This window comes from Candidatus Flexifilum breve, from assembly GCF_016713355.1.
The window spans coordinates 71055-86563 of record NZ_JADJPI010000007.1; the positions used below are offsets into that span (position 1 = coordinate 71055).

Consider the following 15509-nt stretch of genomic DNA (forward strand, 5'->3'; position numbering starts at 1 on the left):
GACATGGCCGACTTTCGCCTCCCCGACTCCACCTATATCGCCGCAGCTCGTTTTCGCGTGCGCGACCTGAGTCGGTCGCTCGGCTTCTACCGCGATATCCTCGGCTTGCAGGCCACCGAGATCGGCGAGCATTCGGTCGCGCTCTCGGCAGGTGACTCCGCGCCCATCATCACGCTGGTGGGGAATCAGCAGTTCACGCCCAAGCCCTCGCGTTCGACCGGGCTGTATCATGTGGCGATTCTCACGCCCAGTCGTCCCGCGCTCGGCAAAGTGCTCAAACGCTTAGTCGAAGCCAATTACCCCATCGGTGGCGCATCCGATCATCTGGTGAGCGAGGCGCTCTACCTGTCTGATCCCGATGGCAACGGACTGGAAATCTACCGGGATCGGCGGCGTGACGAGTGGACGTATATCCACGGCGATCTGCAAATGGCGACCGAACCGCTCAATCTGCGCGCGCTGGTCAACGACGCCGACCCGACGCCCTACGATGCGATCCCCACCGGGACGATCATCGGGCATGTACATCTGCATGTGTCGGATCTGGCAAAAGCGGAGGCGTTCTACAACGGCGTACTCGGGCTGGATGTCGTCGTGCGCAATTATCCCGGCGCGCTGTTCTTCTCCGCGGGTGGCTATCACCATCACCTGGGCACGAATACGTGGGCGGGGCGCATGCTGCCGCCGCAGACGGCAGTCGGCCTCGACTGGTGGGATCTGGTGGTGCCCGGCGCAGCGCAAACCGTGATCGAACGTGTGCAGGCCGCCGGGTTGCCCATCACGATCAGCGGGACGGGCGCGGCGCTCGTCGTGGATCAGGACGGCAACCAAGTCCGCATCCTGAACGGGTAAAGCGCAAAGAAAAGACTCAACGCAAAGACGCCGGGACGCCAAGGCGCAAAGTAGGGTGACAAAAAACGGGGCAGGTCGGGTCTTGCTTCAGTCGAGCATCAGCAGCGACGCTCTCAGGTAATTCTGAATCTTACTTGGCGTCCTGGCGTCTTCGCGCCTTTGCGTTGAATCTTTCTCGTTTCTTTCTTCTAGGCTTTGGCTGCTGCATAAATCATTTGCAAGGCGGCGTCGGCGCTGCGGGCTTTGTTCGATTCGCGGTCGCCATCCCATAGGTAGCGGTTGACCTGCGTCTCGCGGTCGCGCAACGCCAAACCGATATACACCAGCCCGACGGGTTTCTCCGGCGAACCACCGCCCGGCCCGGCGATTCCAGTGACGCTCAGGGCGATATCCGCATTAAACAGGGCACGCACCCCCTCCGCCATCGCCTGCGCCGTCGCCGCGCTGACCGCTCCGTGCGCGCTCAACGTGGCTTCCGGCACCCCGATCAGCTTCATCTTCGCTTCGTTGGAATAGGTCACGACGCCGCCGAGTACATAGGCGGAACTCCCGCTGATGTTCGTCAGGCGATGCGCGATCAAGCCTCCGGTACAGGATTCTGCTGTGCACACCGTCCAACCGCGGCGTTTGAGCGCGTCGCCGATGAGCGCTTCTAAGCGTATATCATCCATAATGACTATGCTCCCCGGCAATTTGAAATATTGCCTCTTTGATCCCCTGACAATTCTACTTGATACGGATATAATGTGGGATAACCGAACAGCGGTATGGGATAATGAGGGATAAATCCGCTCATGGGGTACTGGGGCTGGCGTCCGCTGATCCTGGGGCTGTTTATGAGTACCTGGGTCGCTGGATGCAACGTTGTTACGGATCACGCCTCTCCGAGTACCTTACCGACCACTTATCCAAGTGTCACCTTGACGATAGGGCGGTTAGCGTCTCCGAGAGCAGCGCCGACGCGCGCGGCAGTTATGACAGTTATTTCTCCGGCGGGCCTTCCGCTCGCCTATGATAATCCGGTCTGCTATGAAACACGCGAACATTCGCGTTTGTGTCTGGGAATGATTTTCAATCCGCTGCCGTATGCGGTGACAGGAGTGGTGCTCGAAGTCCAGTTGGCCAGCTATATTGAGCAGATCGCCCTTGAACAGGCGATCATCCCAGCGGGCGGGTTCGCGCCGTATCAGGCGGTCTTTGATACGCGCAGCCCGGCCAGCGGCAGCGCGCGGCTGATCGGGGCGAGCCGCAGCGCCGACGCCGCTTGGGTGACGCTGCAAGCAGACGCGGTCACCGCGGAGCCGCTGACGGATGGGCGCTATGTCGTCAGCGCCGCTGTGAGCAACGCGGGCACCCTGCCCGCCGAAGCCTTACGCGCGGTGGTGCTGCTGCTGGATGAGCACGATCTGCTGATGGGCTACCGCGTCGTCGATCTCGACGGCATTCATCTGGAATCGGGGGCCATGTTCCCGCTCCGGGTGATCGTCGCGCCGCAGGTCGGCGTAGCCGATGTGCAGGTGGCGATCTATGTCGAGGGGCGCAAACTCGTACCCGAATAGGCCAATCCGACTGTATACTAAGAGAGATACAGGAGGACACATGACAGAAACATCGGAATGGGTTAGTTTGCGCCAAGCCGCCGACCTGTTAGGCGTGCACCCGGCCACGGTGCGCAACTGGGCCGATAAAGGCGATCTCCCGTCGCGTCGTACGCCCGGCGGGCATCGCCGCTTTCGCAAAGCGGATTTAACGCAGTATGCGGCGACGCAGGGCGAACTGCAGCCGCTCGAAGTGCAGGTGATCCTCCAGAATGCGCTCGGTCAAACGCGCATGACCGTGGGCGGCGGCACGCTGAATCAAGAAGCGTGGTACGCCTCCATGAGCGAAGCCACGCGGGCGACCATGCGCGATCAGGGGCGGCGCGTGCTGGAAGGGCTGCGCGCGTATCTGGCCGCCGGGTCACCGGATAACCGCCTCGCGGAGGCTATTCGCATCGGCAAAGATTACGCGGCGATTCTGGAAAAAGATGGACTGTCGCTGCCCCAGGCTGTGCGCGGTTTCTTTTATTTCAGCGATTTTGTCACCAACGCCGTGCTCACGTGGTCAGAGCTGAACGTGCCGCGCAGCGCGTCGGAATGGGCGCATTTGCTGCGGCAGGTCAACACCTACATCAACACCATGCTGCTGTCGATCATCGAATACTATCAAGCCGAATAACCCCATGCCGATTCCTCCGGCATGGGTCGCCTTATGTCTCATCGAACATCTCGGCGCGAAGAAACTGCGCGCGCTGTGGACGCACTTCAACGGCGATCTCGACGCAATTCTCCGCGCCGACGAGCGCGCGCTGGATCGTGTGCCGGGAATCGGCGTGAAGCTGGCGGCGGCGATCAAGCGCGTGGACGTGGACGGAGTCGCGGCATCAATGACCCGCTGGGAACAGGCGGGAGTGAAGCTGATCACACTCGGCGATTTGGCGTATCCGCCGCTGCTCAAGCGCATCCCGGACCCGCCGCCGCTGATGTTCGTGCGCGGTGATCTGCCCGTCACCATGCTGCGCTGCGCCGCCATCGTCGGCACGCGCACACCCACCCCGGACGCCCTGCTCACCGCCAAACGCATCGGCTACGAACTCGCCAAGCGCGGCTGGATCATCGTGAGCGGGTTGGCGCTCGGCATCGACACGGGCGGGCATATGGGCGCGCTGGCGGCGAACGCGCCAACGGTCGCCGTGCTCGGCTGCGGCGTGCTCAACCTCTACCCGCCGGAAAATCGACCGCTTGCCGAATCGGTCACGGCACTGATCAGCGAAGTGCACCCCGAAGCGCATCCCACGCCGCCGGCGCTGGTCGCGCGCAACCGCCTCATCAGTGGGCTAAGTACCGCGGTGATCGTCGTGCAGACCCAGCACGACGGCGGTGCGATGCACGCCGCGCGGCGCGCCGTCGAGCAGGGGCGGCGCGTGTTCACGTTGGCGAGCGACGCCAGTGGCAATCAGGCGCTCGCCGAGCAGGGCGCGACCGTGCTCCCCGACGCCGACGCACTGGTCGAAGCGGTGAGTGTGCTGGACGCAAACGCTGTTTTACAGGACACGACCATCACCCCGCTGGATAAGCCTATCACCATCCAACTGCCACTGATCTAGCAAAAGGACGCGGCCCAAAATGAATTTTTCGCGCTTTATCGTTGTCATTCTGCTGCTGATTACGCTAACCAGCGTGACTTCGTTCGCCGCTGCTCAGGAACAAGACTCACCGCTGCTGGACATGCTGACTCTCGTGCCACAAGGTCAAAACGATCCCGTATATTTTGCTGATTTTGCGGCAATTCCCAATGCCTATCCCGCAGCGCAGCTTCCCAGTGACTGGAATACTTATGAAGCATGGCGATCGGAACAAGATCAGACCAATGCTCAAGCCTTTGGTGTGTGGTGGGGTGTTTTCCGGGGAATGCAATCGCCAACTCACCAAGTATTTGCGCGGGTTGACGACCTCGAACCAGTCATGGGGTTCGACTTCTTTCAGATTCAGCGCAGCCTTCTGCAAGGTAACGGCCTAGAAGATGTGTACTACCTTGAAGGCTCATTTGATACCGATGCTGTACGCTCGGCCTATAAGTCACGGAATTATGCGCACACCCTGCTCCTCGGTGATTACCAACTCCTGTGTCCCGCGCCAGGTTGCTACCGTTACAGCGAAAGCGACCCCGCGAACGCCTCGGTTGACCTCTTTGGCGGCATCTACGGTCACCCGTGGAGCGTGTTGATTTCTCCAGCGCATGTTATTGGTGTGGCAGGTGGTGAGAAATTGGCAGGGGTCTCGATGCGGGCAATTGGCACCATTGACTCGCTGGCAGATGATCCGGACTATCAGGCGGCCGCCGCCGCTGTGGCTGAGCAGGGTGTATTGCTGCAAGCCTATATTCCTGATCAACACCATCTACTCTTTGAATTATCCGATCCCCCTTTCTTTGAATTCCCGCCTTATGAACTGGTTGACCGCAGCAGATCCTTACAGCAGCTACTCGATAACGGCTACACGACGCTGCCTCGCTTTGATCTGCTAATGCTGGCCGATGTCGTCACCGAAACGCAGCAAGTCACGGACGTCATCCTTGTCTACCGCGATGAGGCCGATGCCCAAGCTGCTGCGACCATCGTACCGGAGCGCATCAACCAATATCGTCTCTACTTGGGATCGCAATTAATGAGCGATGCGTTGGCAAGCCGCTTTGTAAACGCTGTAGAAACACATATTGTCCGTGCCGCAGATCGCTGGGTCGTACGTTTTGAATTTGGGGCGGACAAAGCCGAAGCGGAAGAGATCATCGCGCTCAGCCGGCCTTCCTTGCGCACGCCGCAAGTGTCGACTCCCGGCAGCATCTTCCAACTTTTTCACGAACTCGTTTGGAACGGCGAAGTTGCCTGGCTTTCCATCGTTACCCGTGAGGAATTGGGGCGGATGGCACGTATCGGTGGGATGCAAGTATGAGGGCTGCATCACAGATTAACGGGCGATCCCGTGAGGGCTCGCCCGGACAGCACGCTAAATGCAGGAACTATCAATAGCACTCCGCACGCACACATCAGCCGTGAACACGGCGCCAGGCAAAACCTATTTCGCGATCCGGCAGTACTCGATGCGCAATCGCCAACTGATGGACGACTGAGCGCGTTCCTGCAGGTACGCCCGGGCTTTGGGGCCGTAGAACCGCCCAAGCACCGCCGCCGCTTCGTCGACCGTACCGTAATCCCCTACAAAGGTGAAATCGCGCACGCGCAGCGGAGCTGCGAGCGGCACGCCGTTCCACGTACCGCCCGCGACTTCTACCTCGGTTGTGGGATACGCCGGATCGTAAACCTCAGCCGACGCTACAGAATCGATGATCGTGGGATATTCGGGAGCGAGGGTCGCGGTCAATTCCCCGCATAATGTGCCGGGGCAACTGCCCATAAAGATCAGATAGCCGCCCGGCTTGGTGATCCGGTAGGCTTCAGCATAGTCCAGCACTGCCCACGAGCTGATCGCCACATCCACCGCATTGTCGGGCAGCGAGATCTGAGCGCAGGATTCCCGTTTGTAGGTGACATTCGTTAGCCCGGCATGTTCGGTGAGTCGTCGGTTAAAATCCAGAACCGATTTAAAGGGATCAATGGCGAAGACGTGCCTGGCCTTTCGGGCAAGCCGAAGCGTACCGCGTCCCGTGCCCGCGCCAATATCGGCTACGATACGTCCGGTTAAATCGACGATTTGCTCCAGATCATCCATAAGTGCTTCGGTGGAGAGGGCAAACTTGTGGTACAGATCAGGATGGCGCGAACTGAACCAGTCGAATTGAAAATAGGCGGGAACCGGATCATTTTCGTCGAAATGCCGCCACTCATCGACTGGCGCGGGCTCAATCAAATAGCCAGTCTGAGCAAGGTACTCGTTGGTGATTGTCTGTGTCATCAGAGGTCAGGCAGAGAGGCTGCCGTTCTCCTTTCTAGAGAAGCATTCGACCCACCTGTGATTATGCCCCATGCGACGGAATTCGGGGGTATCGAAGCGCTGCTGTCCGCCTGCTCCGCGCCCAATGCGAAACTGGCCTATAATGGCTGTTTCCGCGCACCGTCTTATGTGCGCGCTCAACAAGGTCAACACCATTGGTATAATCAAGATGACCAAACGCCAAAAACGTCTCCAGAAACTACGACAGAGTCCCAAAGATGTTAGTTTTGAAGAACTTCGGCAAGTGCTGGAAGATCACGGTTTTGTGCTCGATCATGCGCAGGCAGTCATCATATTTTTCGCGCAGTGATTGAAGATCAAGCTTTCAAAGTTATCATTCCCTTCAATCGCCCGGTGAAACCCGTCTATGTTCGTGCCGCGCTTGAGCTGATTGACCAAGTGAACGAAGTGAGGCAAGCTGAGACAGAGGAAGAAAATGGCGAAGACAAATAAAGACCTGCAGTATTATCTGGGACTGCGCTACAAAATCGAACTCATCCCCGAAAAAGACGGCAGTTGGGGCGCAGTCATCCCCGAACTAGCGGGCTGTGTCGGCGGCGGCGAAACCATTGCCGAAGCGTTAGAAATGTTAGAGGATGCCAAAATCGGTTGGCTGACCAGCAGTTTGGCACATGGCGATCCGATCCCCGAGCCTGCAGCGGAATACGCTACCGCCTAACATATCATTTGCAACCGCGTTCAAAGCGCTGCTCCGCGCCCAATGCGAAAACTGCCTATAATGGCACTACTCAGGCCTAGTCTAGGAGTGTGCAAAGCATGAATCTGCAACGTTTCGCGAGTCTGCTCCTCATCCTCACGCTGCTGCTGAACACCACGGTGACTATCGCGCAAGACGACTCGTCGCCGCTGCTGGACGCGCTGGCGCTCGTCCCCAATCCAGCGCACGGCGACCTCTACTTCGCCGACTTCACCGCGGTGGAACAGGCATACCCCGCCGCGCAGCGTCCCGCTGACTGGGCGGACTATGAGGCGGCGAGCGGCGCAGCCTACGACATCTGGAGACGCACGTTCAGAAATACGATGCTGCCCGGCCTGGAATATTTCACCCTCGGCGACGAGATACCCGCCGCGATGGGTATCGACTTTTTCGAGATCGACCGCGCGCTGGTCGATCTCGCCCCACCGCAAACCGTCATGTATCTGTTCGGCGACTTTGACCCCGCAGCCATCGGCGCGGCGCTGACCGCCCGCGACTTCACCCAGGAGTCAGTCACGGGCGAAGTTGAACTGTGGTGCGGTTCGGTCGGCTGTGAAAACAGCGAACAAATCAACGTGCGCGAACGCAACCCGGCGGACTTCTTCGGCGGCGATCTTGGGCGGCTGTGGGGGCGGCTGATCGCACCGCAGTTCATGATCGGCGCGAATATGTTTGAGGATTTGCAGGTCGTCGAGCAGGTGGTGAACGGGCAACAGGACAGTCTCGCCAGCAATCCGCTGTATCGAACGGCGGTCGCAGCCATCAGCGATGAGGGTACGCTGCTGCAAGCCTTCATTCCGTCGGATGTCGGACTAGCCGCCCTCAGCGACCTCGGCGCGATGCTCCCGCCTACCCTGTCACCCGAACAACGAAGCGCCATCATCGAGCGTTTGTTGGATAACGACTTTGAAGCGCTGCCGCCCTATAAGCTGGCGCTGTTCGCCCAGGTCGTGAGCGAAACCGAGGAGATCGGATCGGTGGTGCTGCTGTTCGCGCAGCCCGACGCTGCGGAAACCGCCGCGCGCATCATCCCGGCACGGATCGCCGCGTATCAGAGTTTGGTCACGCAGCGTTCCTTCAGCGATATGTTGACAGAGCGGCAGGTCGAGGTGCGTGCTGAGGTGCTTCCCGGTGAGTTTTACACGACCGTGCGGCTGGACTTCGCCGCGCCCATCCCGCCCGCCGCAGTCCTCGCAGATGAAACGGCACGACCGTTCATGTATAGCCTGCTGCTGCGCGCCTTCGCGCAGCGCGATCTGGGCTGGCTGTCGACCTTCACGCGCGCGGATTTGGAGGCGCTGGCGGGGAACTAAGATTTGAAAGAAACGGGGCGATCCGCAGATGTGGATCGCCCCGTTTCTTTTCTGTTTGCGGACGCGATAAACCGAGTCTTTACGAAAACTAATGCGGTTCGGCGAGCGGTGTTGGCGCCCCGCCCCGAATTCGGGGCGGGGCCGAGGGTGGGGTCAGCATCTGAGCTGTTTCAACCCACTTAGGCCTCGTCCCGACGTCGTTATGTAGCGGGAGCTAGTCGCCCGCGGCGGCCACTTCCTCGACCAGCGCTTCGGTTTCCTTGTCGATGCGCTTGCTGCGGAAGATCGCCCACACGATCACGCCGACCAGCACCAGCATCACGATGGTGACAGCGAGACGGGTACCGCTGTCCGTCTGCGGCGCGGCGACGGTCACCACCAGCGGCGCAACCAGCAGCGAGACGAGGTTGACGACTTTGATCATCGGGTTGAGCGCCGGACCCGCCGTATCCTTGAACGGATCGCCGACGGTATCGCCGACGACCGCCGCTTTGTGCGAGTCGGAGTGCTTGCCGCCGTAGTTGCCCTCTTCGATGTGCTTCTTAGCGTTATCCCACGCGCCACCCGCGTTGGACATGAACACCGCCATCAACTGCCCGGCAAGGATGATGCCGCCGAGGAAGCCGCCGAGCGCGGGCGCGCCGAGCAGGAAGCCAACCACGACCGGCGTCAGCACGGCGATCACACCGATGGGCAGCAGTTCACGCTGCGCCGCCTGCGTCGAAATGCTGACCGCTTCGGCGTAATCGGGCGTCTTCGTGCCTTCCATGATGCCGGGGATGCGCAGTTGACGGCGCACGACGTGGATCATCTCGAAGGCCGCGCGGTTGACCGAGCGGATGAGCAAGCTGCTGAACAGGAAGATCACGCCGCCGCCGATCAGGAAGCCGATGAAGACGATCGGGTCGGCGATGTTGATGCCGCGCGCGTACACCGTTTCTTCCAGCGGAATGCCCAAGCCTAACTGCACCACGCGGGTATCGGTGAGGAACGACCCGAACAGCGCCACCGCCGCGAGCACCGCCGACCCAATCGCAATGCCCTTGGTGATCGCCTTGGTGGTGTTGCCCACCGCGTCGAGCTGGCTGAGGATTTCGCCGCCCACGCCGTGATTTTCGCCCGCCAGTTCGGCGACGCCCTGCGCGTTATCGGAGATGGGGCCGAAGGCGTCCATCGAGACGTTGTTACCCGTCAGCGTGAGCATGCCGATACCGGTCATCGCGACGCCATACAGCACCGCGGTGAAGGTATCGACGATCTGATTGCCCGCCGCATCGGTCACCGGGAACAGGCCGAAGATGATGATGCTCGTCAGGATGCTGCCGGACAGCACGAGGATCGCCCACACGCTGCTTTCCATACCGCTGGACAAACCGCTGAGGATGGTGGTCGCCGCGCCTGTTTGCGTACTCTTGGCGATTTCTTTCACCGGGCCATGTTCGGTGTCGGTGAAGTAGGCGGTCACGCGATCCGTCACGACGGCGAGGATGATCCCGACGACGACTGCCGCGAGCGGCTGCCAGACGATGTTCCCCTGATTGATGTTTGGCTCACGCATGTAGAACACGGTGAAAACGCCGAACAGCGCAATGCTGATGGCCGCCGCGCTGTAGAAGCCGCGCGTGATCGCGCTCAGGGCGTCCTTGCCCGTGGTCGAGCGCACGAGGTAGGTGCTGATGATCGAGCTGAGTACGCCGATGCCGCGCACGACCAGCGGGAACACGATCCAGATCGGGGAGCGCGTGACGGTCGCCAGCGCCAGACCGAGGATCAAACCGGCCACAATCGTGACTTCGTAGCTCTCGAAGATGTCCGCCGCCATCCCGGCGCAGTCACCGACGTTATCGCCCACGAGGTCGGCGATAACGGCGGCGTTACGCGGATCGTCTTCGGGGAGGTTCGCTTCAACTTTACCGACGAGGTCAGCGCCGACATCGGCGGCTTTGGTGAAGATACCGCCACCCACGCGCATGAACAGCGCCAGCAGCGTACCGCCGAAGCCGAAGCCGAGCAGCGCATCCGGCGAGGCGATGCCGAACAGGATGAAGATGATCGTGCCGCCGAACAAGCCGAGGCCATCGGTCAGCATGCCCGTGATCGTGCCGGAGCGGTAGGCGATGCGCAACGCATCCGCATACCCGCGCTTGGGATCAACCGCCGCGGCGGCGACACGCACGTTACCCTGCACGGCCATGTTCATACCAATGAAGGCGACCGCCGCCGAGAACAACGCGCCCATCAGGAATGCGCCCGCGCGCCCGATGGCGATGGTGGTACGCGCCGGGTCGCAGCCTTCCGGCGCAGGCAGAATGCCGCGCGAGACGATGGCCGCTTCTTCGGCGTAAACGACGGCATTCTCTTGCAGGAGGGTCAGTTGGCTCACATCCGTGATGTTCGGGTTCTGCGCCGCAACATTCGCCCGAATACCATTCGCGTCCACGCTTTCGCGGGCGGTATCTGCTACTTCGGGGCAAAAGTGCTCAATGGCGTAAGGGGTCGGGTTGATCAGGTAAACGCTAAAGAACAGGACAACGACCAACACGGCGACCAGCACGCCGATGATGCGGAACTGCGACCGCAGGTAGGCGTTCGCGCCATCCTTGATGTAGCCCCACACCTGCTGCATTTTGGATGAGCCCTTGCTTTCCGACAGAATCTGCCGCGCGAGGAAGGCGGCATAGATAATGCCTGCGAAAGCAATAGCCATTACGATGAGAATTAAAAGATTTTCCGTTTCGTTCAGTGGACGCATAAAAATACTACTCCGTAGGTACGAAAGAACCGAGAAATTGGGGCTTGATTGAAAAAAGCAACTATGCGCTTCTGATTGTCGCACAGGGTTCAGGCGTTTGCAAGCAGTCCCGGTAACGCTGGTTGGCGGATCGGCGCCGGGCAGGACTCGCGCCTCCATAGTCGAGGCCAGCAGCGGAGATGTCCATTAACGGTTACTCGAACAAATGCGGGGCGCAGCGGCGAATCTGCGCGCCGATTTCAGCATCGCGCCAGTGCTTGGTCTGCAGCGAGGACAGCGGAATGAACGTCTTGTACAGCTCGACAGAACGCGCTTGCAGAAAATGCCCCGGGCTGTATTTCATGATCGCCGTCGCCCCACCGATCAGCGCGTTGGGCTGCCACCCCGGTTCCCGCAGCGCCAGTCCCTCGACTTCGCCATCGCCGTAGATGATCCGCTTGTCGATGCGCTCGACATTCGCCCACGTCGTACTGATCGTCATGCCCGGCGCCCGGTAGCTGATGCCCTGCGGCGACACATACAGACCCGAGGTGCGCCCCGCCCAGACGAAAATCGCTCCGGCGATCATCCAGATGACGCCGAACAGCCCGAACAGCAGCCCATCGACGGGTTCGCCGACGATCAGCATAAACACGGGGACAAACCACAGCGCCGCGCTCATATACAGGAAGCGCCCGCGCATGATCTGCGGCGCAATCCGATACACTTTTTCCTCTGCTGCTGTCATCACCATCGCTTCGACTCCCGAGTGCGCTCACTTCCGAGCGTTCAGTGTATGCATCTGCACTTATGCATTCAATCCCACTTCGGGAGGAAGCGCGGTCAGACTTTTGTCAGGGTGTGGGCATGGCGCTGCCGGGTATCAGCGCAGCATCGCGCTGGAAGAGGTGTCCGCAGACTGTGGCTGCCCGGTCAGCAGCGGTCGATGTTCCGGCTTGATCGTGGCGGGCAGCAGCACCGTGACGGTCGTGCCGCCGCCGACCGTACTGGTGAGGTCAATCGTGCCGCCGCTGCTCTCGATGATGCGCTTGGCAATCGGGAGCCCCAAACCGAAACCGCGCGTCGAATGGGCTTCGTCCACGCGATAGAAGCGTTCGAAGACGCGGGCTTGCAGTTCGACCGGGATGCCGATGCCCTTGTCCGCAATCGTCAGGGTGAGCATCTCGGACTCCATGCGGCTGCTCACCCTGATCTCGACCTGATCATCGGAATATTTGAGCGCGTTATCCAGCAGATTTTGCAGCGCAATCAACAAGAAATCACGGTCAGCCAACACCCATGCGTCCGGCGCGCACAGATCCACGGTGAGGGTCAGCGGTTTTTCCTGATAGCTGCTCTCGGCGTTGGCGCACAACGCGCGGACAATCTCATCGATGGGCAGATGTTCCATCGCAGGGGAAATGCCGCTGTCCAACCGCGACATCAGCACCATGCGCGACACCAACCCGTCGATATATTTGGTCTGGTCATCGATGGTGTTGAGCAGACGCTGTCGCTCTTCGGGAAGCAAACGTTTAATCAGATGCGAATTCACGTTGATGATCGAGAGCGGCGTTTTAAATTCGTGCGACGCCTTCTGAATAAATTCGGAGAGGATCCGGCGGCGCTCATGCTCGATCGCGAGATCCAGCGCCTGCCGTTCGTAGCGTTCGCGTTCGAGAATCTCGTGTTTCAGCCGCTCGTTGGTCTCCGAAAGTTCCTGAGTGCGCTTCACCACGCGATCTTCCAGTGTGTCGTGGGCCAATTGCAGTTCGGCAGTCATCACATTAAAGGCGTGGGCGAGCGTGCCAACCTCATCTTTCGAGGTGACCGGCGCTTTGATGTTGAGCTGCCCCTCGGCGACCTGCTCCGCGACCTCGGTCAGCGCGCGAATCGGATCGGTGATGCGGCGCGATATGATCAGCGAGGCGAGTAGGGCGATAATCGTCAGCGCGATCGCCAGGACTGCCAAGCCCGTCGTCTGGCGCTGCGCCGTTTCGAAATAGGGACTGCTCGCCTGCGACATAACCAGATACCACGGCACGGTCTGCAGCTTGACGATGGCGATGCGCTCCTCCAGGCCATCCGGCAGCATCGGGCCGGAAGTCACTTGCGTCTGATGCGTGTGCCTCAGCAGTTCGACCAGCGCGGGCAGCGGTTGGCTGAGCTCGTCATCCGGCAGCGGCGGCAGTACATGGTCGCTTTGCAAAGCGCGGATCTCGTCGGGCGTGTACGTGGCGATACTGCGAAAGAGCAGGTCTTCGCGTTCGGTCTCGACGATGCGCACAAAGTTCTGATCGAACATGCTGACGTTTTGCCCGCGAGCATTTTCGAGAATGATATTCTGGACGGTCGCAATCGCGACCTGAATGCGCAGTACGCCGAGGATCGAATTGGGCGCTTCCCGTGAGCGCAGCGGAATGCCATAGTAGAAATAGACGCCACCGCGTTCCGGTCGATATTCGATGGGCGAAATATTGATCGAACTGCCGATGAAAGCGGAGCGAAAGTAATCGGTCTGCGACTCGTCCGCGCCCATGTTTTCGGGCGCCGTATCCAGAATGTTGATCCCATCCTGGTTGAGGATGGCTTGCGAGAGGATGTAGTACTCATCCCATGGCTCGACCTCGAGCGAGTCGAGGATGATGCGAATGCGCGTTTGAAACTCCACATCGCTGCGCTCCGCTTCGCTCGCTACGAGGTAATCGACGAGCGACGGCAGGCGCGACCCCACATTGAACACCTGCTGGTTGCTGCGGTTGAACTCGTCCACACGGTTGGCGAGCTCCATGGCGCTGACCATGAGGGCATTGTCGGCTTCGGTGATGAGCTGCGCGCGCAGCCATTGGTTGAAGACGAAGACAATCGCGATGCTGAGCAGCGCGCTGATAAAGAATACGCTTAACAACCGCGCTTGGATTGATGCGAAAGCTTTCTCGATGCGCCGCATAACATCTCGCTGCTACCCGTCGCGCAGCAACTCAAGCTGGGCTTGAGCCTCTTGCATCAGTTCGGGAATCGGTCGGTCTGACTTGAGCACGCCCGAAAGCAGCTCATTGTAAATCGCCCACGTCTCGCGCGGATCGCTCTCCCACTGCGGGAGAATCGCCAGATCGGCGGTGAGCAGTTGGTCAATGAAGGTGGCGGTCGCGGGGTCAACCGTTGCCTCCAGGCGCGTCAGGATGGAGCGGCGCACGGGCAGACGACCGAGCAGCGGGAAGACGCGCTCCTGCGCTTCGCGGCTGATCAACAGTTCCAGCCATTCCTTCGCCAGTTCCGGATGCCGACCAGCGCTCGGCGCGCCGTACAGCACATTGCCCACCAGCATGTTCGCGGCATGACCGTCGCGCGGCATCGGAATGCTGGAATAGCGGCAGGTCGTACAGCCCGCCGTCGTCGCCCAGCCGACATGCCAGCTCCCGGCGATCTGATAACCGGACACGCCGCGGAACAGCGCTTCGTAGACCTGCCCCTCATTCGTATTATCGATCAGGCCGGGCGGGGTATACGCCGCGAGTTCGCGCAGCATCTCGTAGACCGGAATCACATCGGGATCGTTAAAAATCGGGATAGTGCAGGCATCATCGACACACGGGAGCGCGTCGAGCTGCGCCTGATAGACCGCGATGCGAAATGCCGCGCCGACCGCCGTGCCGCCCGGTCCTTGCAGCGTGTAGCCGAAGTAATCGCCCACGCCTGCCGCGGTGATCGCCTCCGTTTCGGTCAGCAGTTCGTCCCAGTACTGCGGCGGCTCGTCACAGTTCAACCCCGCCGCTTCGACCACGCTGCAGTTGCGTTCAAACGCAAATACGCCCGTGAACATGGGGATCGCGTAGACATGGTCTGCGTAGATCGCGCCGGCATAGGTCGCCGGAATCAGATCGTCGACATATGGGGCAATGATGTCATCGAGCGGAATGAGATCCCCCTGCGCGGCAAACGCACGGAAGTAGTTCTCGCCGATCACCACATCCGGTGGGCGGCCCATCAGAATGGCGTTCTGCAGATTTTGCCGCAGCGCCTCATCCCACCCTTGATCGGTGATGATGATTTCGAGTTCGGGATGCCGGGCTTGAAACGTCGCCGTGATGTAGCTGTCCAGTTCCAAACCGGAAGGTCCCCAGACGACAAAGGTGTTGTCATCAGTTTGCGGCAGGGGCGCGGCCGACAGCGGAATTCGGATTCCGAGGAGGATGACGAGCGTCATCCCGAGCATGAGTGACGTTCTGCGATGCATAGACTACCTCTGAGCGCAATCCGGCTGCCCGATGCTGTGTCAGCCTATGCTGATTCTATGCGTAAATTCTCACATAAGCAAACTATTTTACGAATATAGTTCTCAATTAATCGCACATTTTATGAGAGTGATTATTCATGTTTTTGGATAAGGTGCTGCACCTGCACCG

13 protein-coding genes are annotated in these 15509 nt (G+C 60.1%); 7 read left to right on the top strand and 6 right to left on the bottom strand.

Annotated features, from left to right (window positions below):
- Positions 1-3 precede the first annotated feature (3 nt).
- Entirely contained in the window at positions 4-852 is an 849-nt protein-coding gene (locus IPK17_RS05725; protein ID WP_343416718.1) for a VOC family protein, read from the top strand.
- Between the two features lie 188 nt (positions 853-1040).
- Here IPK17_RS05725 and IPK17_RS05730 read toward each other — a convergent pair whose 3' ends face one another.
- A complete protein-coding gene (locus IPK17_RS05730) occupies positions 1041-1523 on the bottom strand; it encodes a CinA family protein (RefSeq protein ID WP_343416719.1) in 483 nt (160 codons plus the stop codon).
- Positions 1524-1826: 303 nt separating this feature from the next.
- Here IPK17_RS05730 and IPK17_RS05735 point away from each other — a divergent pair, with 303 nt between their 5' ends.
- The 4 genes from IPK17_RS05735 to IPK17_RS05750 are packed head-to-tail and all read left to right on the top strand — an operon-like array spanning position 1827 to position 5342.
- Complete coding sequence (locus IPK17_RS05735) at positions 1827-2411, top strand: hypothetical protein (RefSeq protein ID WP_343416720.1); 585 nt, start codon at positions 1827-1829, stop codon at positions 2409-2411.
- A 40-nt stretch (positions 2412-2451) separates the two neighbouring features.
- On the top strand, positions 2452-3069 hold the full coding sequence (locus tag IPK17_RS05740; RefSeq protein ID WP_343416721.1) for a helix-turn-helix domain-containing protein: 618 nt from the start codon (positions 2452-2454) through the stop codon (positions 3067-3069).
- Between the two features lie 4 nt (positions 3070-3073).
- Positions 3074-3997, top strand: coding sequence for a DNA-processing protein DprA (locus tag IPK17_RS05745; protein ID WP_343416722.1), 924 nt, complete (start codon positions 3074-3076; stop codon positions 3995-3997).
- A 19-nt stretch (positions 3998-4016) separates the two neighbouring features.
- Complete coding sequence (locus IPK17_RS05750) at positions 4017-5342, top strand: hypothetical protein (RefSeq protein ID WP_343416723.1); 1326 nt, start codon at positions 4017-4019, stop codon at positions 5340-5342.
- 123 nt (positions 5343-5465) lie between these two features.
- On the opposite strand, the gene IPK17_RS05755 is transcribed toward IPK17_RS05750, so the two are convergent.
- Positions 5466-6302, bottom strand: a complete 837-nt coding sequence (locus tag IPK17_RS05755; protein WP_343416724.1) for a class I SAM-dependent methyltransferase — start codon at positions 6300-6302, stop codon at positions 5466-5468.
- A 475-nt stretch (positions 6303-6777) separates the two neighbouring features.
- Between IPK17_RS05755 and IPK17_RS05760 the strand changes: the two genes are divergently transcribed.
- Positions 6778-7020, top strand: coding sequence for a type II toxin-antitoxin system HicB family antitoxin (locus tag IPK17_RS05760; RefSeq protein ID WP_343416725.1), 243 nt, complete (start codon positions 6778-6780; stop codon positions 7018-7020).
- A gap of 98 nt (positions 7021-7118) precedes the next feature.
- Complete coding sequence (locus IPK17_RS05765; protein WP_343416726.1) at positions 7119-8372, top strand: hypothetical protein; 1254 nt, start codon at positions 7119-7121, stop codon at positions 8370-8372.
- A 214-nt stretch (positions 8373-8586) separates the two neighbouring features.
- Here the strand turns inward: IPK17_RS05765 and IPK17_RS05770 are convergent, their stop codons facing one another.
- The 4 genes from IPK17_RS05770 to IPK17_RS05785 all read right to left on the bottom strand — a co-directional run bounded on the left by IPK17_RS05770 (position 8587) and on the right by IPK17_RS05785 (position 15340).
- On the bottom strand, positions 8587-11124 hold the full coding sequence (locus tag IPK17_RS05770; protein ID WP_343416727.1) for a sodium-translocating pyrophosphatase: 2538 nt from the start codon (positions 11122-11124) through the stop codon (positions 8587-8589).
- Positions 11125-11317: 193 nt separating this feature from the next.
- Positions 11318-11851: a hypothetical protein gene (locus IPK17_RS05775; protein ID WP_343416728.1), complete on the bottom strand. Its 534-nt coding sequence runs from the start codon at positions 11849-11851 to the stop codon at positions 11318-11320.
- A 135-nt stretch (positions 11852-11986) separates the two neighbouring features.
- On the bottom strand, positions 11987-14053 hold the full coding sequence (locus tag IPK17_RS05780) for a sensor histidine kinase (protein WP_343416729.1): 2067 nt from the start codon (positions 14051-14053) through the stop codon (positions 11987-11989).
- A 12-nt stretch (positions 14054-14065) separates the two neighbouring features.
- On the bottom strand, positions 14066-15340 hold the full coding sequence (locus IPK17_RS05785) for an ABC transporter substrate-binding protein (RefSeq protein WP_343416730.1): 1275 nt from the start codon (positions 15338-15340) through the stop codon (positions 14066-14068).
- Positions 15341-15509: the final 169 nt, after the last annotated feature.

Bases quoted from the DNA above. Each gene is read 5' to 3' on its own strand.
- IPK17_RS05755 (WP_343416724.1), bottom strand. From the start codon at position 6,302: ATGACACAGACAATCACCAACGAGTACCTTGCTCAGACTGGCTATTTG.
- IPK17_RS05765 (WP_343416726.1), top strand. From the start codon at position 7,119: ATGAATCTGCAACGTTTCGCGAGTCTGCTCCTCATCCTCACGCTGCTG.
- IPK17_RS05750 (WP_343416723.1), top strand. From the start codon at position 4,017: ATGAATTTTTCGCGCTTTATCGTTGTCATTCTGCTGCTGATTACGCTA.
- IPK17_RS05740 (WP_343416721.1), top strand. From the start codon at position 2,452: ATGACAGAAACATCGGAATGGGTTAGTTTGCGCCAAGCCGCCGACCTG.
- IPK17_RS05735 (WP_343416720.1), top strand. From the start codon at position 1,827: ATGACAGTTATTTCTCCGGCGGGCCTTCCGCTCGCCTATGATAATCCG.
- IPK17_RS05730 (WP_343416719.1), bottom strand. From the start codon at position 1,523: ATGGATGATATACGCTTAGAAGCGCTCATCGGCGACGCGCTCAAACGC.
- IPK17_RS05760 (WP_343416725.1), top strand. From the start codon at position 6,778: ATGGCGAAGACAAATAAAGACCTGCAGTATTATCTGGGACTGCGCTAC.
- IPK17_RS05785 (WP_343416730.1), bottom strand. From the start codon at position 15,340: ATGCATCGCAGAACGTCACTCATGCTCGGGATGACGCTCGTCATCCTC.
- IPK17_RS05780 (WP_343416729.1), bottom strand. From the start codon at position 14,053: ATGCGGCGCATCGAGAAAGCTTTCGCATCAATCCAAGCGCGGTTGTTA.
- IPK17_RS05770 (WP_343416727.1), bottom strand. From the start codon at position 11,124: ATGCGTCCACTGAACGAAACGGAAAATCTTTTAATTCTCATCGTAATG.
- IPK17_RS05745 (WP_343416722.1), top strand. From the start codon at position 3,074: ATGCCGATTCCTCCGGCATGGGTCGCCTTATGTCTCATCGAACATCTC.
- IPK17_RS05725 (WP_343416718.1), top strand. From the start codon at position 4: ATGGCCGACTTTCGCCTCCCCGACTCCACCTATATCGCCGCAGCTCGT.
- IPK17_RS05775 (WP_343416728.1), bottom strand. From the start codon at position 11,851: ATGACAGCAGCAGAGGAAAAAGTGTATCGGATTGCGCCGCAGATCATG.